General features: G+C 56.2%; 21 protein-coding genes, 1 tRNA gene and 4 pseudogenes. 20 read left to right on the top strand and 6 right to left on the bottom strand.

The window, feature by feature from the left end:
* Nucleotides 1-53 precede the first annotated feature (53 nt).
* A complete protein-coding gene (locus tag DBP26_RS13465) occupies nucleotides 54-266 on the bottom strand; it encodes a cold-shock protein (protein ID WP_003179963.1) in 213 nt (70 codons plus the stop codon).
* Nucleotides 267-564: 298 nt separating this feature from the next.
* Nucleotides 565-879, bottom strand: coding sequence for a hypothetical protein (locus DBP26_RS13460; protein WP_108238070.1), 315 nt, complete (start codon nucleotides 877-879; stop codon nucleotides 565-567).
* A gap of 392 nt (nucleotides 880-1271) precedes the next feature.
* Here DBP26_RS13460 and thrS point away from each other — a divergent pair, with 392 nt between their 5' ends.
* The 9 genes from thrS (at nucleotide 1272) to DBP26_RS13415 (ending at nucleotide 8725) form a co-directional block, all read left to right on the top strand.
* On the top strand, nucleotides 1272-3194 hold the full coding sequence (gene thrS, locus DBP26_RS13455) for a threonine--tRNA ligase (RefSeq protein WP_108238071.1): 1923 nt from the start codon (nucleotides 1272-1274) through the stop codon (nucleotides 3192-3194).
* Nucleotides 3194-3745: a translation initiation factor IF-3 gene (gene infC, locus DBP26_RS13450; protein WP_177411056.1), complete on the top strand. Its 552-nt coding sequence runs from the start codon at nucleotides 3194-3196 to the stop codon at nucleotides 3743-3745. Before thrS ends, infC begins: the two co-directional genes overlap by 1 nt.
* Nucleotides 3746-3805: 60 nt before the next feature.
* Nucleotides 3806-4000, top strand: coding sequence for a 50S ribosomal protein L35 (rpmI, locus tag DBP26_RS13445; RefSeq protein ID WP_027620572.1), 195 nt, complete (start codon nucleotides 3806-3808; stop codon nucleotides 3998-4000).
* A 28-nt stretch (nucleotides 4001-4028) separates the two neighbouring features.
* Entirely contained in the window at nucleotides 4029-4385 is a 357-nt protein-coding gene (gene rplT, locus DBP26_RS13440; protein ID WP_045490382.1) for a 50S ribosomal protein L20, read from the top strand.
* A 105-nt stretch (nucleotides 4386-4490) separates the two neighbouring features.
* Nucleotides 4491-5507, top strand: a complete 1017-nt coding sequence (gene pheS, locus DBP26_RS13435) for a phenylalanine--tRNA ligase subunit alpha (protein ID WP_108238073.1) — start codon at nucleotides 4491-4493, stop codon at nucleotides 5505-5507.
* A 31-nt stretch (nucleotides 5508-5538) separates the two neighbouring features.
* Nucleotides 5539-7920: a phenylalanine--tRNA ligase subunit beta gene (gene pheT, locus DBP26_RS13430; protein WP_108238074.1), complete on the top strand. Its 2382-nt coding sequence runs from the start codon at nucleotides 5539-5541 to the stop codon at nucleotides 7918-7920.
* A 3-nt stretch (nucleotides 7921-7923) separates the two neighbouring features.
* The gene (gene ihfA / locus DBP26_RS13425; protein WP_002553164.1) at nucleotides 7924-8226 is read left to right on the top strand and encodes an integration host factor subunit alpha; all 303 of its coding nucleotides are present in this window, start codon (nucleotides 7924-7926) and stop codon (nucleotides 8224-8226) included.
* On the top strand, nucleotides 8207-8563 hold the full coding sequence (locus DBP26_RS13420) for a MerR family transcriptional regulator (protein ID WP_108238075.1): 357 nt from the start codon (nucleotides 8207-8209) through the stop codon (nucleotides 8561-8563). Before ihfA ends, DBP26_RS13420 begins: the two co-directional genes overlap by 20 nt.
* Nucleotides 8564-8648: 85 nt before the next feature.
* Nucleotides 8649-8725 (top strand) — tRNA-Pro (locus DBP26_RS13415).
* A gap of 88 nt (nucleotides 8726-8813) precedes the next feature.
* Here DBP26_RS13415 and DBP26_RS13410 read toward each other — a convergent pair.
* Nucleotides 8814-9080: pseudogene (locus tag DBP26_RS13410) on the bottom strand (integrase); the annotation flags it as partial.
* On the opposite strand from DBP26_RS13410, the pseudogene DBP26_RS27305 reads away from it, so the two are divergent.
* Nucleotides 9072-9355: pseudogene (locus DBP26_RS27305) on the top strand (tail fiber domain-containing protein); the annotation flags it as partial. The pseudogenes DBP26_RS13410 and DBP26_RS27305 overlap by 9 nt on opposite strands.
* A 31-nt stretch (nucleotides 9356-9386) precedes the next feature.
* Here the strand turns inward: DBP26_RS27305 and DBP26_RS13400 are convergent.
* Nucleotides 9387-10307 (bottom strand): radical SAM protein, encoded by a 921-nt coding sequence (locus DBP26_RS13400; RefSeq protein WP_108238076.1) that lies wholly within the window; start codon nucleotides 10305-10307, stop codon nucleotides 9387-9389.
* A gap of 196 nt (nucleotides 10308-10503) precedes the next feature.
* Here DBP26_RS13400 and DBP26_RS27300 point away from each other — a divergent pair.
* The 9 genes and pseudogenes from DBP26_RS27300 to DBP26_RS13355 form a co-directional block, all read left to right on the top strand.
* Nucleotides 10504-10670 (top strand): annotated as a pseudogene (locus DBP26_RS27300) (structural protein); the annotation flags it as partial.
* Nucleotides 10627-11051, top strand: a pseudogene (locus DBP26_RS13390) (S24 family peptidase). The pseudogenes DBP26_RS27300 and DBP26_RS13390, both read left to right, overlap by 44 nt.
* Entirely contained in the window at nucleotides 11038-11286 is a 249-nt protein-coding gene (locus DBP26_RS13385; protein ID WP_146749664.1) for a hypothetical protein, read from the top strand. Before DBP26_RS13390 ends, DBP26_RS13385 begins: the two are co-directional and overlap by 14 nt.
* 95 nt (nucleotides 11287-11381) lie before the next feature.
* On the top strand, nucleotides 11382-12656 hold the full coding sequence (locus tag DBP26_RS13380; RefSeq protein ID WP_256601467.1) for a hypothetical protein: 1275 nt from the start codon (nucleotides 11382-11384) through the stop codon (nucleotides 12654-12656).
* 96 nt (nucleotides 12657-12752) lie between these two features.
* Nucleotides 12753-13226 (top strand): hypothetical protein, encoded by a 474-nt coding sequence (locus DBP26_RS27295; RefSeq protein WP_256601469.1) that lies wholly within the window; start codon nucleotides 12753-12755, stop codon nucleotides 13224-13226.
* Nucleotides 13227-13321: 95 nt separating this feature from the next.
* On the top strand, nucleotides 13322-13510 hold the full coding sequence (locus tag DBP26_RS13375) for a hypothetical protein (protein WP_256601471.1): 189 nt from the start codon (nucleotides 13322-13324) through the stop codon (nucleotides 13508-13510).
* Between the two features lie 374 nt (nucleotides 13511-13884).
* Nucleotides 13885-14706 (top strand): NADPH-dependent oxidoreductase, encoded by an 822-nt coding sequence (locus DBP26_RS13365; protein WP_108238079.1) that lies wholly within the window; start codon nucleotides 13885-13887, stop codon nucleotides 14704-14706.
* 266 nt (nucleotides 14707-14972) lie between these two features.
* Complete coding sequence (locus DBP26_RS13360; protein ID WP_108238080.1) at nucleotides 14973-15251, top strand: DUF2790 domain-containing protein; 279 nt, start codon at nucleotides 14973-14975, stop codon at nucleotides 15249-15251.
* Nucleotides 15252-15517: 266 nt separating this feature from the next.
* Nucleotides 15518-15844 carry a hypothetical protein gene (locus DBP26_RS13355; RefSeq protein ID WP_108238081.1) on the top strand — a complete coding sequence of 109 codons (327 nt, stop codon included), beginning with the start codon at nucleotides 15518-15520 and terminating at the stop codon, nucleotides 15842-15844.
* Between the two features lie 62 nt (nucleotides 15845-15906).
* Here the strand turns inward: DBP26_RS13355 and DBP26_RS13350 are convergent, their stop codons facing one another.
* Both DBP26_RS13350 and DBP26_RS13345 read right to left on the bottom strand, forming a co-directional pair.
* Nucleotides 15907-17214: an MFS transporter gene (locus DBP26_RS13350; RefSeq protein ID WP_108238082.1), complete on the bottom strand. Its 1308-nt coding sequence runs from the start codon at nucleotides 17212-17214 to the stop codon at nucleotides 15907-15909.
* Between the two features lie 105 nt (nucleotides 17215-17319).
* On the bottom strand, nucleotides 17320-18531 hold the full coding sequence (locus DBP26_RS13345; RefSeq protein WP_108238083.1) for an aminotransferase class V-fold PLP-dependent enzyme: 1212 nt from the start codon (nucleotides 18529-18531) through the stop codon (nucleotides 17320-17322).
* Between the two features lie 160 nt (nucleotides 18532-18691).
* Here DBP26_RS13345 and DBP26_RS13340 point away from each other — a divergent pair, with 160 nt between their 5' ends.
* Nucleotides 18692-19417: a GntR family transcriptional regulator gene (locus DBP26_RS13340; protein ID WP_108238084.1), complete on the top strand. Its 726-nt coding sequence runs from the start codon at nucleotides 18692-18694 to the stop codon at nucleotides 19415-19417.
* Nucleotides 19418-19466 lie beyond the last annotated feature (49 nt).

The raw sequence follows: 19466 nt of genomic DNA, 5'->3' as shown, positions 1-19466 counted from the left end.
TGTAACAGGCGTAAAAAACCCCGTCGAAGACGGGGTTTTTTGTTGCGTTCGGATTACTCCGGACGAACTTGAGCGGCTTGCATGCCCTTTTGGCCTTTCTCAGCCACGAAGGAAACGGTCTGGCCTTCTTTCAGGCTTTTGAAACCGTCGCTTTCGATAGCCTTGAAGTGTACGAACAGGTCGTCACCGCCACCTTGTGGAGTGATAAAGCCGAAGCCTTTTTCATCGTTGAACCATTTTACGGTGCCGGTTTGGCGATTAGACATGGTGAATCTCCAGAAACATAATTTTCAGTAGTACTGTGCTGCTCAGGCCAACTGGGCACACGCGGGCTATCATAGTCGAAATGTGTGACGGCTGGACTTTTTCGGTAAGAACTTTGTGCCAGTGCCGTACATCGTTCCGTCATATGGCCGGATTATTTCCTGTCGGTATCAGGAAGAAGGCTGTCAGTGCTCTTGCTTCAAATGGGCCGAGGCCCCCTGTTTAAGCGGCTTTGAGCGGATCGAGGCAGCCAGGAGCGAAGGCCGCCTCATTGCGCTGATCGGGGGCAATGTAAATTTTTTATTTTTTGCCTTTGAGGCAGTTTTCACCCACCGCTTTTTGCAAACGAGCGGTCATTTCAGTGCTGGGTGTCTTGTTTTTGTCGCTCAGGGAAGCGATTTCCTTGTCGGAAAAGTTCTTTTCGATCTGCTGAGCACCACATTCGCAATGCGCCTTCGCCGCATTGGCATCCATCCCAGGGTTATTCTGAGTTGCCGCCGCGGTGCACTCACTCATGTAGGTGGATCGGGTCTGCGCATCCATGGCGGCGTGGGCGCTCAATGGAAGCGCCAATGCCAATGGAGCGAGCAGGGCGGCAACATGTAGAACCTTCATGGTGGTTTCCTTCTTGTCTGTGTGGCTGCCGTTGGCAGGCCTTTAAGGGAGGGTATCGGTTCATCTGACGGCAGTGAGCACAGCCAGTTCAGTATCGCGGCAAATCCTACAGTCCCAGTCTGATGCTTTATTCGCAATCGAGTGCCCGCGACGTGACCTCAAGCGCAATGGCTGTGCTAGCATGGCCGCCCGCAGATTCGCTCGCGTCTCTCGGGGCAGGCCGCTTTCAGCCAAAGGCCTGTCTATTTTGCTTATCCAGTCACTCTGGTTCGGTCATTGGTTGGCCCTTGGGCTCCTGCCACTGTGAGGCAGGTACACCGCCGAATCGCGTACTGGCCCTATCCCAACCCACGTGACCTTTGGTAGGGGTCACCACTAGGAGAGGAGGCGCCATGCCAACTATTACTCTTCCCGACGGCAGTCAACGTTCTTTCGATCACCCGGTATCCGTAAAACAGGTCGCCGAGTCCATCGGTGCAGGCCTGGCGAAGGCAACACTCGCGGGCCGGGTCAATGGTCAACTGGTCGACGCCAGCGATCTGATCGAGGCCGATGCAACCCTGCAGATCATTACCCCGAAGGATCAGGAAGGTCTCGAGATCATCCGTCACTCCTGCGCGCACCTGGTCGGCCATGCGGTCAAACAGTTGTACCCGACGGCGAAGATGGTCATCGGTCCGGTCATCGATGATGGTTTCTATTACGACATCGCCTACGAGCGTCCTTTCACGCCGGACGATATGGCGGCGATCGAGCAGCGCATGCAGCAGCTCATCGACAAGGATTACGACGTCATCAAAAAGATGACGCCCCGTGCCGAAGTCATCGAGGTGTTCAAGGCGCGCGGTGAAGACTACAAGCTGCGCCTGGTCGAGGACATGCCGAATGAGACGGCCATGGGCCTGTACTACCACGAAGAATACGTCGACATGTGCCGCGGCCCGCACGTGCCGAACACCCGCTTCCTGAAGTCGTTCAAGCTCACCAAGCTGTCCGGTGCCTACTGGCGCGGCGATGCCAAGAACGAGCAGTTGCAGCGGGTGTACGGCACTGCCTGGGCGGACAAGAAGCAACTGGCAGCGTACATCCAGCGCATCGAAGAAGCGGAAAAGCGCGACCATCGCAAGATCGGCAAGCAGCTTGATCTGTTCCATCTGCAGGAAGAAGCGCCAGGCATGGTTTTCTGGCATGCCAATGGCTGGACGATTTACCAGGTGCTCGAGCAGTACATGCGCAAGGTGCAGCGCGAGAATGGCTACCAGGAGATCAAGACCCCGCAAGTGGTCGACCGCATTCTCTGGGAGCGTTCGGGTCACTGGACCAACTATGCCGAGAACATGTTCACCACGTCGTCCGAGAGCCGCGACTACGCGGTGAAGCCGATGAACTGCCCGTGTCACGTTCAGGTGTTCAATCAAGGGCTGAGGTCCTACCGTGATTTGCCGCTGCGGCTGGCGGAATTCGGTGCCTGCCACCGGAACGAGCCATCCGGCGCGCTGCATGGCATCATGCGCGTGCGCGGCTTCGTACAGGATGACGCCCATATCTTCTGTACCGAAGATCAGGTGAAGAAGGAAGCGGCTGACTTCATCAAGCTCACGCTGGATGTCTACAAGGACTTCGGCTTCACCGACATCGCCATGAAGCTGTCGACTCGTCCGGTCAAGCGTGTCGGCTCCGAGGAATTGTGGGATCGCGCTGAAAGCGCCCTGGCCGATGCGCTCAACGAATCTGGCCTGGAGTGGGAATATCAGCCAGGAGAAGGGGCGTTCTATGGGCCGAAGATCGAGTTCACCCTGCGAGATTGCCTCGGACGAAACTGGCAATGCGGCACGTTGCAGTACGATCCCAACCTGCCGGAGCGGCTGGACGCCAGTTACGTGGCCGAAGACAACAACCGCAAGCGTCCGGTGATGCTGCACCGTGCGATCCTCGGTTCCTTCGAACGGTTCATCGGTATGTTGATCGAGCATTATGCCGGCGTGTTCCCCGCCTGGCTCGCGCCGACTCAGGCCGTGATCATGAACATCACCGATAAACAGGCTGATTTCGCCCTCGATGTTGAAAAAAATCTCAACGAAAGCGGGTTTCGTGCCAAGTCCGACTTGAGAAATGAAAAAATCGGCTTTAAAATCCGCGAGCATACTTTGCTCAAGGTTCCTTATCTCCTCGTGATAGGAGACAAGGAAGTTGAGGCCAAAACTGTCGCTGTGCGTACCCGTGAAGGCGCAGACCTCGGCTCGATGCCGGTCGCGCAATTCAAGGAGCTCCTCGCACAAGCGGTTTCCCGGCGTGGTCGCCAAGATTCGGAGTAATTATTATTAAGCGTGAAATGAGACAGGATAAACGAACTGCACCGAAGGCCCCGATCAACGAGAATATCTCGGCACGCGAGGTTCGGTTAATTGGCGCTGACGGCGAGCAGATTGGCATCGTCTCGATTGATGAAGCGCTTCGAATTGCTGAAGATGCGAAGCTGGATCTGGTAGAAATTTCCGCGGATGCCACCCCACCGGTTTGTAAGGTGATGGACTACGGCAAGCATCTTTTCGAGAAGAAGAAGCAAGCCAGCGAAGCGAAGAAAAACCAGAAGCAGATTCAGATCAAAGAAATCAAGTTTCGTCCAGGGACGGAGGAAGGGGATTACCAGGTAAAACTACGCAACCTGGTACGTTTCCTGAGTGACGGGGACAGGGCCAAGATTTCCTTGAGATTTCGTGGTCGTGAGATGGCCCACCAGGAGCTGGGGATGGAGCTGTTGAAGCGGGTTGAAACTGACCTGCTCGAATACGGTTCGGTCGAACAGCATCCTAAGATGGAAGGACGCCAGCTGATCATGGTCATCGCCCCGAAAAAGAAAAAGTAACCTCCAGGGCACGGCAGGCCTTGCGGTTATGTTTATCAACTGAATGCGGAGTATCCGAACATGCCAAAGATGAAAACCAAAAGTGGTGCAGCTAAGCGGTTTCTGAAAACCGCGAATGGCATCAAGCACAAGCACGCTTTCAAGAGCCACATCCTGACCAAAATGTCGACCAAGCGTAAGCGTCAACTGCGCGGCAGCAGCCTGCTGCACGCATCTGACGTGGCAAAAGTCGAGCGCATGCTGCGCCTTCGTTAATTTTGATCAAAGATAGAGGAAGTAACTCATGGCTCGTGTAAAGCGTGGCGTCATTGCCCGTAAGCGTCACAAAAAAATTCTGAAACTTGCTAAAGGCTACTACGGCGCGCGTTCACGCGTGTTCCGCGTTGCCAAGCAAGCGGTAATCAAGGCAGGCCAGTACGCCTACCGTGACCGTCGTCAGAAAAAACGTCAGTTCCGCGCTCTGTGGATCGCTCGTATCAATGCGGGTGCCCGCACCAACGGTCTGTCTTACAGCCGTCTGATCGCTGGCCTGAAAAAAGCATCGATCGAGATCGACCGCAAGGTTCTGGCTGATCTGGCAGTGAACGAAAAAGCGGCGTTTGCTGCGATTGTCGAGAAAGCTAAAGCCTCGCTGGCTTAAGTCCCCCGGCAATCACCAGGCCTCTCTCGGGGTCTGGTGTTAAACGTCTTGAATAGGGGAAGAGCCTTGTAAGCTCTTCCCCTATTTCGTATCTGGAGTCTGTAAATGGAAAACCTGGACGCGCTGGTTTCGCAAGCTCTTGAGGCTGTGCATAGCGCCGAAGATATCAACGCCCTGGAGCAAATCCGGGTTCATTACCTTGGCAAGAAGGGTGAATTGACCCAGGTGATGAAGACCCTGGGGAATTTGCCGGCTGAAGAGCGTCCGCAGGTCGGTGCGCTGATCAACGTCGCCAAGGAGCGTGTCACAGAGGTCCTCAATGCCCGCAAGGCGTCCTTCGAGGAAGCGGAGCTGGCCGCTAAACTGGCCGCCGAATCCATTGATGTGACCCTGCCTGGCCGCGGCCAGACCACAGGCGGTCTGCACCCCGTCACCCGGACTCTGGAACGTATCGAACAATTCTTCACCCATATCGGCTACGGCATCGCCGAAGGCCCTGAGGTGGAAGACGATTACCACAACTTCGAAGCGCTCAACATTCCGGGTCATCACCCGGCGCGCTCGATGCACGACACCTTTTATTTCGATGCACGCATGCTTCTGCGGACCCACACCTCGCCGGTGCAGGTCCGGACCATGGAGGCCAATAAGCCGCCGATTCGCATCGTATGCCCCGGTCGCGTTTACCGAAGTGACTCCGATATCACGCACTCCCCGATGTTCCATCAGGTTGAAGGCCTGTTGATCGACCGCGATATCAACTTCGCCGATCTGAAGGGCACCATCGAAGAATTCCTGCGCGTGTTCTTCGAAAAAGAACTCGCCGTACGTTTCCGCCCTTCGTATTTCCCGTTCACCGAGCCGTCTGCGGAAGTCGACATGGAGTGCGTGATGTGCAGCGGCAAAGGTTGCCGTGTCTGCAAGCAGACCGGATGGCTGGAAGTCATGGGCTGCGGCATGGTGCACCCGAATGTGCTGCGCATGTCCGGCATCGATCCGGAAGAATTCCAGGGCTTTGCTTTCGGTATGGGCGCCGAGCGCCTGGCCATGCTGCGTTACGGCGTCAATGACTTGCGCCTGTTCTTCGACAACGACTTGCGGTTCCTCGCGCAGTTTCGCTAGGTCGCCGTCACGAACTTATTAGGAGAGCAGGATGAAATTCAGTGAACAATGGCTGCGTGGCTGGGTAAGCCCGCAAGTATCCCGTGACGAGTTGGTCGCTCGTCTGTCGATGGCCGGTCTGGAGGTCGACAGCGTGACCCCGGCTGCCGGCGTTTTCAGTGGTGTCGTGGTGGGCGAGGTGCTGAGCACCGAGCAGCATCCGGATGCCGACAAGTTGCGAGTCTGTCAGGTCAGCAACGGTGCGCAAACCTTTCAAGTGGTTTGCGGTGCGCCGAACGTGCGCCCAGGGCTGAAGATTCCGTTCGCGATGATCGGGGCGCAGTTGCCTGGCGACTTCAAGATCAAGAAAGCCAAACTGCGTGGCGTTGAGTCCAACGGCATGCTCTGCTCGCAAGCCGAGCTGCAGGTGGGCGAGGGCAACGATGGGCTGATGGAGTTGCCGATCGATGCGCCGGTCGGGAAGGATTTCCGCGCGTACCTGGAGTTGGACGACGCGAGCATCGAGGTCGATCTGACGCCTAACCGCGGTGACTGCCTGTCGGTCGCGGGCCTGGCGCGCGAAGTGGGGGCTTTGTACGATGCCCGCGTGACCCGCCCTCAGATCGCGTCCGTGCCTGCGGTCCATGACGAGGTGCGTCCGGTTGAGGTGCTGGCGCCCGCCGCCTGTCCTCGTTATCTGGGCCGCGTGATTCGCAATGTCGATCTTTCTCGTCCCACCCCGCTGTGGATGGTCGAGCGTCTGCGTCGCTCCGAAGTGCGCAGCATCGATGCCGCGGTCGACATCACCAACTATGTGATGCTGGAACTGGGCCAGCCGCTGCATGCGTTCGACCTCGCTGAAATCAATGGCGGCATCCGTGTCCGCATGGCGGAAGAGGGCGAAAAACTGGTGCTTCTGGATGGCCAGGACGTCACCCTGCGCGCTGACACGCTGGTTATTGCCGATCACCAGCGTGCGTTGGCCATCGCTGGCGTCATGGGCGGAGAGCACAGTGGTGTGAACACTTCCACCACCCGGGATATCTTTCTGGAAAGTGCGTTCTTCGACCAGATCGCAGTGGCCGGTAAAGCGCGCTCCTACGGGTTGCACACAGACGCTTCCCATCGCTACGAGCGAGGCGTGGACTGGCAACTGGCTCGTGAAGCCATGGAGCGTGCCACAGGCTTGCTGCTGGAAATCACTGGCGGCGAAGCCGGCCCGATCATCGAGGCGGTCAGTGAACAGCATCTGCCGTCCATCGCACCTGTCACTTTGCGTGCGGATCGTATCGAGCAAATGTTGGGCATGACCCTGGAGGCTGCGGAGGTCGAGCGTTTGCTCACCGCATTGGGCTTGAAAGTGTCTCCTGAAACGGCGGGGCAGTGGCAAGTGGAGGTCCCTAGCCACCGGTTCGATATCAGCCTGGAAGTGGACCTGATCGAGGAGCTGGCGCGCCTCTACGGCTACAACCGTCTGCCCGTTCGTTATCCGCAAGCGCGTCTGGCACCACAGGCTCGTGCCGAGGCGCGTGGTGACCTGCCGGCACTGCGCCGTCTGTTGGTTGCGCGCGGTTATCAGGAAGCGATCACTTACAGCTTCATCGATCAGAAATGGTTCGAGCTGTTCACGCCTGGCGTCGAGCCGCTGTTGTTGGCCAACCCGATTTCCGCGGACATGGCCGCCATGCGCGCGTCGTTGTGGCCGGGGCTGGTCAAGGCGTTGCAACACAACCTCAACCGCCAACAGGATCGCGTACGTCTGTTCGAAAGCGGCCTGCGTTTTGTTGGTCAGCTGGAAGGTTTGAAACAAGAGCCTATGCTGGCAGGTGTGATCTGCGGCAGCCGCCTGCCGGAAGGCTGGGCGCAGGGGCGTGATGCGGTTGACTTCTTCGACGTCAAGGCCGATGTCGAAGCGGTGCTGGGCTTCTCTGGAGCGCTGGGCGATTTCCGTTTTGTGCCCGGCAAGCATGCCGCTCTTCACCCGGGCCAGACGGCTCGTATCGAGCGCAACGGTCGTGAAGTGGGCTATGTCGGTTCGCTGCATCCGGAATTGGTCAAGACGCTGGGGCTCGATCGCCCGGTCTTCGTATTCGAACTGGTGCTGGCGGAAGTGGTGGAAGGGCGCCTGCCAAAATTCCATGAGCTCTCGCGCTTCCCGGAAGTCCGTCGGGACTTGGCTTTGCTGGCAGACCGCGAGGTTTCAGCGACGTCGGTCCTCGACGTTATCCGTGAAAATGCAGGGGAGTGGCTGACAGACCTCAGGCTGTTTGATGTGTATCAGGGTAAAGGCATTGATCCGCTTAGAAAAAGCCTCGCCGTTGGCTTGACCTGGCAACATCCATCGCGCACTCTTACTGACGATGAGGTAAACGCTTCGACGCAGCAAATTCTCACCTCGCTTGAGGAAAGGTTAAACGCCACGTTAAGGAAGTAGCGTATGGGGGCTCTGACGAAAGCTGAGATGGCCGAACGTCTGTACGAAGAGCTTGGCCTGAATAAACGAGAAGCCAAGGAACTGGTTGAGCTGTTCTTTGAGGAAATCAGGCACGCTCTGGAGGATAACGAGCAGGTCAAATTGTCCGGTTTCGGCAACTTTGACTTGCGCGATAAACGCCAGCGACCGGGTCGAAATCCCAAGACAGGGGAAGAGATCCCGATTACCGCTCGCCGTGTGGTCACCTTTCGTCCAGGGCAGAAATTGAAGGCCCGAGTTGAGGCTTATGCTGGAACCAAGTCATAACGACGAGCTGCCGCCCATTCCGGGCAAGCGTTACTTCACCATTGGTGAGGTCAGCGAGCTCTGCGCGGTGAAGCCCCACGTTCTGCGCTATTGGGAACAGGAGTTTCCTCAACTCAACCCGGTCAAGCGCCGCGGAAACCGGCGGTATTATCAGCGGCAGGATGTGCTGATGATCCGCCAGATCCGCGCGCTGCTGTACGATCAAGGCTTCACCATCGGCGGTGCGCGTCTGCGCATGTCCAGTGATGAAGTCAAAGACGATTCTCTGCAATACAAGCAGTTGATCAAACAGATGATCGTAGAGCTGGAAGATGTGCTGGTGGTGCTACGAACGTAGCACTCGATAAAATACTTCCATCTTTCAAAAGCTTAGGGTATATTCCTCACCGCTTTCGCAAGAAGCCAAAAGTTTCACGCCTAGTCGGGGCGTAGCGCAGTCCGGTAGCGCACTTGCATGGGGTGCAAGGGGTCGAGTGTTCGAATCACTCCGTCCCGACCATATTTTGATAAGGGAATCAGCCACTTACAGGCTTGATTCCCTTTTTCATTTCTGGCCGGCGCAAAATCCGCGCAAAACTGGCGCAAAACTATACGGCGAACTCGCTGATGTCGAGGTCTGGAACTGCGTCAGACCAGACCACCTCGGCGTGGTCTTTCTGATAGTTTTTCGTCATCTCCTCGCGGGCGTGACCGGCGATTTTCTGACCGTCCTTCCCGGCTTTTTTGTACAGGTGCAGTGATAGCGCCCTGACTTCGTGGAAGCCCGGCATCTCTTCCTCCTTCCATCCCTTGTAGCAATCTGCTGCCTCCCGTGCCTCCTTGAAAGCCCTGGTCAGATACCGCTCCTCGACTCGTACCGAATCGTCACATTCCAGAAAAAGGTCTTTGGCGAGGTGTTCGAGGGTGACGGCACGACCTACCAGGGCCTAATTGCCCATGAGGCACAAGCAGTTAACCCGCTTGCGGTGAGAAGGACGGGGTTGACGAAGATGGAAACCCGATAATTCAACAGCTTGATCCTATTGCGCTGAACACAGACCTCATGGGTGCTGTAAAGGAACTGCGTGCTGACGTAAACGCTTTAAAGTCCGCATCGCCCAAAGATACAGCCGAAAAAGTTAGAGCTTGATGTTGTCAGCAATCAAGCTCTTCGGGCAGATCTAAAACTGGTTCTGGCGCTCCACCAAAGGTGTAGAGGTATCAATCGAATTAACCCAGCGCAGCGGTAGCGGTCTATTCTCCCATTCTACAGATTTGCCAACACTGTGAGTTCTCACGAATTGGAGTCGGTCAACTCCGAGGTCTTTTGCAAGGCTTTCAGCAAGCTCAATCTCTTGGGTTGTATCATTGTGAGTAAAGAGAATGTACTTCCAAACTACGTACTGATCTTTGTTAGAGGACTTTGCGTTGCGCGTAAAATTCAAAGCTGTGTCTAGATTTCCTCCAATGCGATACTTTTCGTAGCTGTTTTGCGTCGCTCCGTCGATCGAGACCATGATTTCATCTATGAAAGTACCTTCTAACTTTTTGAAATAGTCGTTGTTGCCGTTTGTTATCAGCCGCTGCCTGGCGTTCGGATATGCCGTCCGAGTGGCGTCTACGATCTTGCTGAACTGAGGATGGTCCAGTGGTTCGCCCTGTCCGCAGTATTCAATGTTGTGGACAACGTACCCTTCGGATATTAGCCCATCCAAAAGATTTTGAAGTTGATTAAGCGCCAAGGTATGAGGTCCTGGACGCTGCCGAATCTGTCTTTCTCTAGAGCAGCCTGGGCAGCCAAGAGCACACGCAAGGGTAGGTTCGATTTGGAAATAAGATATGACGCGAGATCGGAGATGATTGTCTACCGGATCAGTAGGACGGTTTAGAGCGCAATGATTGCAGATTCTACCCCAAGGCATGGTATTGGATAGGAATGCTTCCTCGATACCCTTATATTTTTCATTGTTGAACATTTCGTTTGGCGAAAAATTACCATTCTTCGGAATCCATCCTAAATTAATTTGCTCTCCAAAATCATCGTCGCAAGGTATTTCTCCGTTTGCACGAAGGTACAGGGAGCGAAGAATTCGACACGGCATTTATATAGTCCTTTGATATATGGTTTTTTGTTCATAGGTCGCTATCTCGACCATGCGGGCTTTTGAAGATTAGCTTAGTCGTACCAGTTCGCCACCCAAGCGCAGCGTCAATTTACTAGATACCGCCTCTCAATTACAGAAAAGAGCTCAACTCATCGTTGATCGCCCTTGGCGGTCGCTTGCCTGGAAAAAATGAATGCCAAGAATTGCCCGAGGGGTACGCAATAACAATCCCGGAATATCGATTACAACCCGCGCAACCAGTGGCAGGGCCAGCTCCCGCCAGATCCCTCGATTGAGAAGCGCTTCGCCCGATTCGATACCGCAGAGAACGGCATCCGCGCGCTGGTCAAGCTGGTGCTGGCCCCTTTACTCTTTCCATGTGCCTGCTGGCATCCCTTCGCCCGCAGCGGACCACATCGAGAAGCACATTTCCCTCGATGAGTTGTTCGACATCCGCGCGCCGCACGTCTACCTCTGCAAGATTGACGGGATTCGATGCAGGGGGCAGGGATCTGTGGCGATTTGGTGATCGTGGACCGCAGCCTGTATGCCGAGCACGGTGACATCGTCATCGCGGCGCTCAACACTGAGCCGGTGTGCAAGCGCCTGCACATGCGCGGAAACGAAATCATCCTGCAGTCGGAAAATCCGAAATACCCGGCGCGGCACGTTATGGAAGGCGATGAGCTTGTGATTGGGGGCGTTGTGAAATACAGCGTTCGCGATCATGACAAGGCCTGAGCCCGTCATAGAAATCATGATCGAATGTGGCCTGGAACCCAGTGCCTACGCCTTCATTTGCCATGACGAATGGGAGGCTGAGGATGAAATCACCGCCGAGGATGAAGAGGGCAATGTGAGGGTAGTCCGCCCGGCTTCTCCTGCTAGAGACCGTTATGGCTTCCGAATGGATGAATTGCTGGCCTTCATCGCTGCAGGGTTTGAGGCGCGGCTGTCCGCACTGGAAAATGCCTGATGATGATAGCCTTCTGTCGATAACCGCTGGCCGTGCTTTGCGACTGTTGTGATACAGTCGCACCCTTTTCGACATCCATGCTAGGGACTGCATCAATGAACCAGTATGTTCAGCCCGAATTAGCTGCGCAGAAAATCAAGATCGAGCGCTTTGCCAAGCTCATTGTAATGACGCTTCTAATCGGTCTGCCTTTATTGTCAGCCTTCTTTAATCTCGTTTCTTGGCTCAAACTGGGGATTGATCTTCCATACCTTGACGACATCCGTCCATACTACACTGAAACCGCTGGCTCACTTAGGTTGAGGGATCTTTTCACAGCGTCGAATGACACCTTGTACCCTCTGGGAATGGCGTTAGATTCAATAGCCTTCCGGTTGATAGGAGGGAACTCTATTGCATACCAAGCAATTAGCATGGTTGTTGTCATTGGTGGAATCCTGGCATGCGTTTGGAAGCTGCTTGTGTACTGCCTAAAGGACAAATTCCTTGCAGCCGCATCATTTTCAACATTACTCCTTATGCTTCAACCAGACTCCTATTGGGGTCTTCAAAACATGGCCTACCATCAGGCCTTGCCAATACTGTTCATCTTGATCGCAACCCTAATTGGCACAACCGCAATCGACATCCGTATCAAATGTGCCCTTGGCGCTCTCCTTTCGCTGGCGTCCGGTCTGGCCTACATAAGCGGTGCCTTCGCATTCCTGGCGTTCTCCTTGGCTATGCTAGCCAGAGAATGCGTTGCTGTAGGCAGAACTCGGCAGGGCATCGCATTGTCCGTGTCCATGCTGATACCCTCCATCATGACATCCGCCCTGCAAGGATGGGTAGTTGTTGGGATCCAACATGGCGTGCATCGCGCTGATACAAAAATGGCTTTCCCATGGGAAACGGACTTTTGGGTCTTCATCCTCGCCAAGGTAGCCAGGTCATTGTATCTGTCGGACAGATTCCCAGTTCTAGCGTTTGCAATCGCAGCGATGGGATTGATTTTTCTGTGCGCCATACCGTTGCTATCCATATACATTTCTCGCCGTTACGGCGGGCACACGTCGCTTGCTAGGTTAGCATCAGTATCTTTCCCATTATTTTCTTCAATAATTGTCTACCTTTGTCTCGTTGCAGCAGGGCGTACTAATTTTCACCCGGCTAGCATTGATACCGCTATCCAGTTATTCACATTCAGTTTTGCCAGGTTTCACTTTTTCTGGATTTGTGCTGCATGGCCTTTCGTTATCGCATATGTGCTCGCTTCGCTGTCTTCAGCCAACAAAGTCTTTCCTGTCGCTGTTGTCATTGTTATGGCGTTTATTTCCTCGGCTCTGTTCTTTGGAACAGAAATCAAGAGCCACGATTCGTACTACAAGTAGACCTATGACATCAGGGTCGATAACCTCAGGTGCCTAAACCAAGGCAATCAGACGGGCGAACCTTTCAAATGCCCGGGCGTACACCCTGGCATCGACATGAGCAAAATTCTCGTCTATGCACAGTACAAGGGCGCTTCATTCGCCGGGCTGGCGACGCTCTCACCGAAAGCGCTTGGATCGCCTGGCGCGCTCTACTACATTCACTCGGACGGATTCCAGCCGGTCAATCTGGAGCCTCTTGATAGCTCTGGCCGAATGTCAGCCGGAAACGATCCAATGATCATCATGACCTCTGGCAAGCTGTCCTCTTTGGCAGCATGCAAGCAGATGGAGGTTCGTGTTCGCATGAACGTCACCCGGCCCGACGTGGCACAACTGTTCTTTGTCCCCAAAGGTGAAGCGCTTTCAGAGCATAATTCCTCTGTGAGATCCGTTGGCGCGGGCGGCAACGACCTGACGTTTGACGTTGTCGCCAAGCATGGATTCGAGGGGTACCTGCGATTTGACCCGGTCACCTCAGCACAGGAAATATCCGTTGAGAACCTAGAGGTCAGATGCCTGTACCCATGAAGTCACCTGTCGGCCATGATCCGCTGGCCGAGTGACGGGCGGGTATCCGTCAGTCGGCCGAGCTCATCACTGACCCTGACGGATTCAGGCGCAAGATGTCGGACTTGGCCATGCGCGCTTGTGCGGCGCGCCAGATCGGCCCCGAGGAGTTGAACGAAATGCTCGAGCTTGTCGACGCCGGGCGAGACTGGGCGCTGATCGAGTTGGAGGAGGCTGATGCGATCGGCCTGTTCCGCGGTGGCAGTGAAGAGGATGGGATGCAGGTGTTCAGAGGGAAGGGATAGGTCGGTAGAACGCCGGAGACAGGCCAAAAATCCCCAGTGACTTTCAAAGTGACTTTGTGGTTTGCGGTGGATCACGGTTAGGCATCGTTGCAGCGAGCGCCAAGCCGGAGAGCCTTACGTTACGCGGACTGTAGGCCAGTCCGCTTGCATGGGGTGCAAGGGGTCGAGTGTTCGAATCACTCCGTCCCGACCATATTTCAAAAAAGCCCAACCTCTTCAGGTTGGGCTTTTTTTTTGCGCGATCAATCGTACCGCCCTGGTTACGCGAGGGGGCGGCACCCTGCGGCCTGGTAAATCCTGTAGATCGAAGCGAACCGCGCTGCCACTATGGTCAGCCTCGATTCACTCTTTTCTGGATATCCTGGACGTTCCTTATGACAGACATCACGCAACACCGTCTTGCCACCCGCTATGGTCAGCCCGACATCGAGGTGCCAAATAATTGGGGTCCTGTGCTCGATGAGCTGCTGAATCATCGCAGTGTCCGTTCTTTCACCGAGGCGCCGCTGCCGGAGGGGACGATCGAGGCCTTGATCGCTGCGGCGCAGTCGGCGGCCAGTTCCTCGAACCTGCAGGTGTGGAGTGTGGTGGCGGTTCAGGACAAGGCGCGCAAGGCCCGGTTGGCCGGGTTTGCGGGGAATCAGGCGCATATCCACCAAGCGCCTCTGTTTCTGGTGTGGTTGGCAGATCTTTCACGGGTTGCCCGCCTGGGGGCGCGTCAGCAGGTGGAGCTTGAAGCGCTGCCTTACATCGAGAGTCTACTGTTGGGGACCATCGACGCGGCGCTGGCTGCGCAGAACGCGGTCGTGGCGCTTGAGTCGTTGGGGCTGGGCAGTGTGTACATTGGCGCCATCCGCAACGACATCGAAGCCGTCGCCCAAGAGTTGGACCTCCCGCCGCAGGTGTATCCCGTGTTCGGATTGTGCGTGGGCCACCCGTCCGTCGAGCGCCCTGCGCAGGTCAAACCGCGTCTTCCTCAGGCAGCCGTGCTGCATCACGAGAAATACTCGGTGACGCACGAGGCGTCGGCGATCGAGCAGTACGACGCGCGCCTCGGGGCTTTTTACCGGCAGGAAGGTCTCAAGGCAGCAGGGTGGTCGGAGCAGGTCATCGGCCGTTTGCGCGGTGTGGCCAGCTTGAACGGCCGCGAGCACCTGGTCGATGAGCTCAAGCGGCTGGGCTTCGGTCTGCGTTGAACGGAGAGCGACGCAAGGCCTCCATGAGCGCCTTGCGTGCTGCTGCTTTGCCCATCATTTCGGCCCGCTTAGTTACGTCTTTATTCAGTATTAGTTTGGATAAAGAGTATTGCGATAAATAAGATAATCCTGGGTATTGATGCCACTAATCTTTCCTATCGACAACAAGTATTTACCCTCTGATAAAAAATCCATAAGAATTCATTCCAGAAGCAAACGAAAACCCGCTTTGCTCGATACCGTTCAAACCCTTCTGGAGATTTAAAATGAAATACGTTGCCTTTGCTGCTCTCTCGTTCTTCAGCGTCTTCGCTTCAGCCAGCGAGCTGGCTGCCAATTCTACAACCGCTCAACCTCTCACCCAGGTCGAGCAGTACAACCGCCACAAGGGCCTGGACGTCGCCAAGGTCATCAGCGTCAAGACCGCACAGGATCCCGAAAAAGTCGATGGCTTGGTCAAAAGCCAAATGACCTATGTCGACAGTGCCGGCGTCTCGCACAACCTGGAATACACCACTCAAGGCTACGGCCGTCAGAATGGTTAATGTGTGAGTACTATCGGTATGATAGAAAATGATGAATAAAAAACGCTGCATGAGAGTGCAGCGTTTTTTATTTGTCGTACTTGATCTTCTCTGTCCTCTTCCAACGAGCTTTAATCTGCTGGGGTTTGGACATGGCCGTACCTGACTCATTGCTCGTATCGATAGTGAGCATCAGTCGTTACAACTTCCCCTGTGACGCACAATCCGGACAATGCCCTGCACTCAAGCGCTGCCCAACGCGCAGCATTTTCTGACAGGACTTGACCATGCGCACACTGATGACCCCCATTACCTTGGCCGCCTTCATGTTGTTGACGGGCTGTGCTTCGGCGCCCAATGAACCGACCCTCACCCTGGACACCACAAAAACGCCTGAGCAGTTCGCGGCGTGCGTGGTGCCAAAATTACAAGGTCGCTCGATGAGCCCGACCTTGTCTCAGCCCCAACGCCATTACCGGATTGTCGTGTCCAGTACGGTGGCGGCTGACAACGTCATCGAGGCGTACAAAGCGCCTGCCGGCGGCAAAATCTTCATCTATGAGCGCAGCCTGTTGACCACTGGATTCGGTCAGGCCGCCAAAGATTGCGCGTGAGTCGGCAGGCGTTCGGCCCATTCCGCTATCGTTGAAGAGCCTCATGCGAACGGGCATTCGGTTTATTTGCCGGTGATTATCGCACTTGGCGCATCCGGCTTCTTTGCTGGCGCCCCTTGGATAGCGCTGCCGTATTCAAAGCGGTTTTGCGGGCGCATGCGGAACGACAGCAGGACGCCAATCGCCAGCAACACGATGCTGACCAGAAATGGCAATTGCCAGTTACCAAATTGGTCAATCAACAGCCCTGCCGCAACCGGGCTGACGATCGCAGCCATTGCCGAGCCTGTGTTCATCATTCCGCTGGCCGTGCCGCAATGATCTGGCGCGATGTCCATCGGGATCGCCCACATCGGGCCAATGGTCATTTCCGAAAAGAAGAAGGCCACCGCCAGGCACGCCAACGACACGTACATGTCATGGGTGAACATCAGTGGGATGAGCGCCATCAGTGTCAGGGACAAACAGACGGCCACCATGCGGCTGCGGGCCTTGTTCAGATCCCCAGTGCGTTTGTAGATCCGGTCGCTGACAATGCCTCCCAGTGTGTCACCCACCACGCCGCCGAAGAACACGGTGGAGGAAAAGATCGCCGTGTTTTTCAGGTCGAGCCCCATGTTCATGAAGTACATGGGCACCCAACTGAGCAGCAGCCAAAGTGTCCAGCCGTAGCAGAAGTAGACGGTGGTCACGGGGGCCATGCGCTTGAACAGTCGCCCCCAGGGCAACGCGACACGGCTCTTGGGTTTGGGCGGGGGCAGGGCGTCCAGTTCCTGGCGGGTGATGCGCGGGTGGTCTTTGGGGTGTTCCGTGAACACCAGCATCCACAGCATGACCCAGACAAAGCTGATGGCGGCGCACACATAGAACGACTCGCGCCAGCCATAAGCGGCCATGACGGCAATCATCGCGGCGGGTGCCAGCGCGTTGCCAAGGCGTGCAAAGGCGTGGGTGATGCCTTGAGCGAAGCCGCGCTGATCCTTGGCCACCCACCGCGACATCGCTGCCGTTGCAGCGGGAAACGTCGCCCCTTCACCCAGGCCGAGCAGAACCCGCGCAATCAGCAGTGATACGAAACCGCCAGCGAGCCCCGTCAGTACTGTCGCACCGGCCCAGACCAGGCCGCACACCACGAGCGTTCGCTTGGCGCCAAAACGGTCGCTGACCCAGCCACCGATGATTTGAAACACGAGGTAAGGGTAAGCAAAGGCAGAAAAGACCAGGCCGATCTGTGTCTTGGTGAGGTTGAACTCAGCACCGAATCCGACCGCCGCAGTACTCACGTTAACGCGGTCCAGGTAGGTGATGAAGTACATGGCGCACAGCATGAAGAGCACCACCGCAGTGGGGCGCAGGCTTAACAGCTTCATGTTCTATCTCCAGTTTCTTATTGTTCTCGCCAAGGGGGCGAGCGTTCGGGATAGTGCGTGTAAAGGGAGCAGGGCACTGCACCTAGGGACGCAGTGCCGGTAGGGTCATGCGCGTCGAAGCGGTACGGCTTGGCCTCCCAGGTAATCCATCGCGGCCAGCACGCCACTCGATTGCAGCGTCACCCCCGCCAGTTGCAGGCCCATTTCGCAGCCGGTGAGCGTGGCCATCAGTGTCAGGTCATTGCAGTCTCCCAAGTGGCCGATACGGAACATGCGCCCCTTGACCTTGCCCAGGCCGGTGCCCAACGACATGTCGAACCGTTCATAAATGAGCTTGCGAACCTGATCGGCATCCACGCCTTCAGGGGTCATCACACCTGTCAGGACCGGACTGTAAACGCTCGGGTCCGCGCACTGGATCGGCAGGCCCCAGGCATTGACGGCAGTACGGCACGCCTGGGCGAGGCGATCATGGCGAGCGAACACGTTGTCCAGCCCTTCGCCCAGAATCATGTCCAGTGCCTCGGACAGCCCGTAAAGCAGGTTGGTGTTGGGCGTGTAAGGCCAATAGCCGCTCTTGTTCATCTCGATGATGTCGTCCCAGCCCCAAAAGCTGCGCGGCAGTTTCGCGCTTTTGCTGGCTTCGATGGCTTTGGGCGAGAGCGCGTTGAAACTGATGCCGGGGGGCAGCATCAAGCCTTTCTGCGAGCCGGACACCGTGACATCCACACCCCACTCATCATGCCGATAATCGGCGCAGGCCAGGCCGGATATGGTGTCCACCAGCAGCAGAGCAGGATGGCCTGCGGCGTCGATGGCCTTGCGCACGGCTGCGATGTCGGACGTGACCCCGGTGCTGGTTTCGTTGTGGACCACGCATACGGCTTTGAGGCGATGACCGCTGTCGGACCTCAGGTGCGCTTCGATCATGTGGGCATCGACTCCGCCTCGCCAGCCTTCGACCCCGGGCTTGCCAATGAAATGCGGTTTGAGGCCCAGGCTCAGCGCCATCTTCTGCCACAACGTGGCGAAATGGCCGGTCTCGAACATGAGTACTTCATCCCCGGGGCTCAAGGTGTTGCACAGGGCCGCTTCCCACGCCCCGGTGCCAGAGGCTGGGTAGATAATGACAGGATGCTGAGTCTTGAAAACCTGCTTGATGCCGGAGAGCACCTTGAGCCCCAATTCGCCAAACTCAGGGCCCCGGTGATCGATGGTGGGGTAGCTCATCGCGCGCAGGATGCGGTCCGGAACGGGACTGGGGCCGGGGATCTGCAAGAAGTGGCGGCCGGCAGGGTGGTAGTCGAGCTTCAGCATGGGTAACTCCTGGGGTTTTTTGTCTTTTGTTTTTTGAATGCAAAATACCTTAGCACTGGGTCTACCTGTGTCAAACGGCTCAAATGAGCTAATATCCGGTCATTCCTGGGTGTTTACGGTATAAGGCGTGGAACGCACACGCGCTGTTAGAGGATTTTGTATGCAAAACGTCGAAGTATTTGCAGGGCCCGATAACGCGCGCCCGCTGCTCAAGGTCGAGCGTCAGCGCCTGCATGATGTGGTGGTCGAGCACTTGCGTACGTTCATCACGGAAGGGGTGTTGGCACCCGGCACGAAGCTCAACGAGAGGGAGCTGTGCGAGACCCTTGGCATATCGCGAACGCCGTTGCGTGAAGCGCTCAAGGTGCTCGCCGTGGAGGGGTTGATCGAGATCAACCCTAACCGTGGCGCTACGGTGGCCCGCATGTCGGAGTTGGAGATCCGTGAAACCTTCGAGCTGATGAGTGGCATCGAGGCCTTTGCCGGTGAACTGGCCTGCGATCGCATCACCGCTGAAGAACTCGATGAAATCAAGGCGCTTCACTACGCAATGGTCGTCAGCAAGAACCAGAACGATTTGCCGGGTTACTACCAGCGTAACCGGGCGATCCACGACCTCATCAACCAGGCGGCACGCAACACGGCACTGCGTCAGGTGTACCTGTCGCTGAACCGCCGTATCCAGGCCTTACGTTTCCTCTCCAATCAACAGGCTCCGAAATGGGAGCGGGCCTTGCACGATCACGAAGAGATGATCGAGGCACTCGAGGCTCGGGATGGCAAACGGCTGAGCGGCATCCTGCGCCATCATCTGCTGGAAAAACGCGACGCGCTCATGCTGATGGTGCGCGACGAACGCGAACCTGCGAACTCGGTGCGTCGCTGAGTCTATGCGATTTGCATCTATAGAGGCAAAAGGCCTATAGTTGGCTCTA

Source organism: Pseudomonas sp. RIT409 (assembly GCF_003052515.2).
Classification (GTDB): domain Bacteria; phylum Pseudomonadota; class Gammaproteobacteria; order Pseudomonadales; family Pseudomonadaceae; genus Aquipseudomonas.
This window is presented reverse-complemented; position numbering and strand designations above follow the sequence as displayed.

Bases quoted from the DNA above. Each gene is read 5' to 3' on its own strand.
- pheT (WP_108238074.1), top strand. From the start codon at position 5,539: ATGAAATTCAGTGAACAATGGCTGCGTGGCTGGGTAAGCCCGCAAGTA.
- DBP26_RS13385 (WP_146749664.1), top strand. From the start codon at position 11,038: ATGACAAGGCCTGAGCCCGTCATAGAAATCATGATCGAATGTGGCCTG.
- DBP26_RS13350 (WP_108238082.1), bottom strand. From the start codon at position 17,214: ATGAAGCTGTTAAGCCTGCGCCCCACTGCGGTGGTGCTCTTCATGCTG.
- DBP26_RS13365 (WP_108238079.1), top strand. From the start codon at position 13,885: ATGACAGACATCACGCAACACCGTCTTGCCACCCGCTATGGTCAGCCC.
- DBP26_RS13375 (WP_256601471.1), top strand. From the start codon at position 13,322: ATGTCGGACTTGGCCATGCGCGCTTGTGCGGCGCGCCAGATCGGCCCC.
- DBP26_RS13360 (WP_108238080.1), top strand. From the start codon at position 14,973: ATGAAATACGTTGCCTTTGCTGCTCTCTCGTTCTTCAGCGTCTTCGCT.
- DBP26_RS13420 (WP_108238075.1), top strand. From the start codon at position 8,207: ATGCTGGAACCAAGTCATAACGACGAGCTGCCGCCCATTCCGGGCAAG.
- DBP26_RS13380 (WP_256601467.1), top strand. From the start codon at position 11,382: ATGAACCAGTATGTTCAGCCCGAATTAGCTGCGCAGAAAATCAAGATC.
- DBP26_RS27295 (WP_256601469.1), top strand. From the start codon at position 12,753: ATGAGCAAAATTCTCGTCTATGCACAGTACAAGGGCGCTTCATTCGCC.
- DBP26_RS13340 (WP_108238084.1), top strand. From the start codon at position 18,692: ATGCAAAACGTCGAAGTATTTGCAGGGCCCGATAACGCGCGCCCGCTG.
- rpmI (WP_027620572.1), top strand. From the start codon at position 3,806: ATGCCAAAGATGAAAACCAAAAGTGGTGCAGCTAAGCGGTTTCTGAAA.
- DBP26_RS13465 (WP_003179963.1), bottom strand. From the start codon at position 266: ATGTCTAATCGCCAAACCGGCACCGTAAAATGGTTCAACGATGAAAAA.
- DBP26_RS13345 (WP_108238083.1), bottom strand. From the start codon at position 18,531: ATGCTGAAGCTCGACTACCACCCTGCCGGCCGCCACTTCTTGCAGATC.
- rplT (WP_045490382.1), top strand. From the start codon at position 4,029: ATGGCTCGTGTAAAGCGTGGCGTCATTGCCCGTAAGCGTCACAAAAAA.
- pheS (WP_108238073.1), top strand. From the start codon at position 4,491: ATGGAAAACCTGGACGCGCTGGTTTCGCAAGCTCTTGAGGCTGTGCAT.
- ihfA (WP_002553164.1), top strand. From the start codon at position 7,924: ATGGGGGCTCTGACGAAAGCTGAGATGGCCGAACGTCTGTACGAAGAG.
- DBP26_RS13400 (WP_108238076.1), bottom strand. From the start codon at position 10,307: ATGCCGTGTCGAATTCTTCGCTCCCTGTACCTTCGTGCAAACGGAGAA.
- DBP26_RS13355 (WP_108238081.1), top strand. From the start codon at position 15,518: ATGCGCACACTGATGACCCCCATTACCTTGGCCGCCTTCATGTTGTTG.
- DBP26_RS13460 (WP_108238070.1), bottom strand. From the start codon at position 879: ATGAAGGTTCTACATGTTGCCGCCCTGCTCGCTCCATTGGCATTGGCG.
- thrS (WP_108238071.1), top strand. From the start codon at position 1,272: ATGCCAACTATTACTCTTCCCGACGGCAGTCAACGTTCTTTCGATCAC.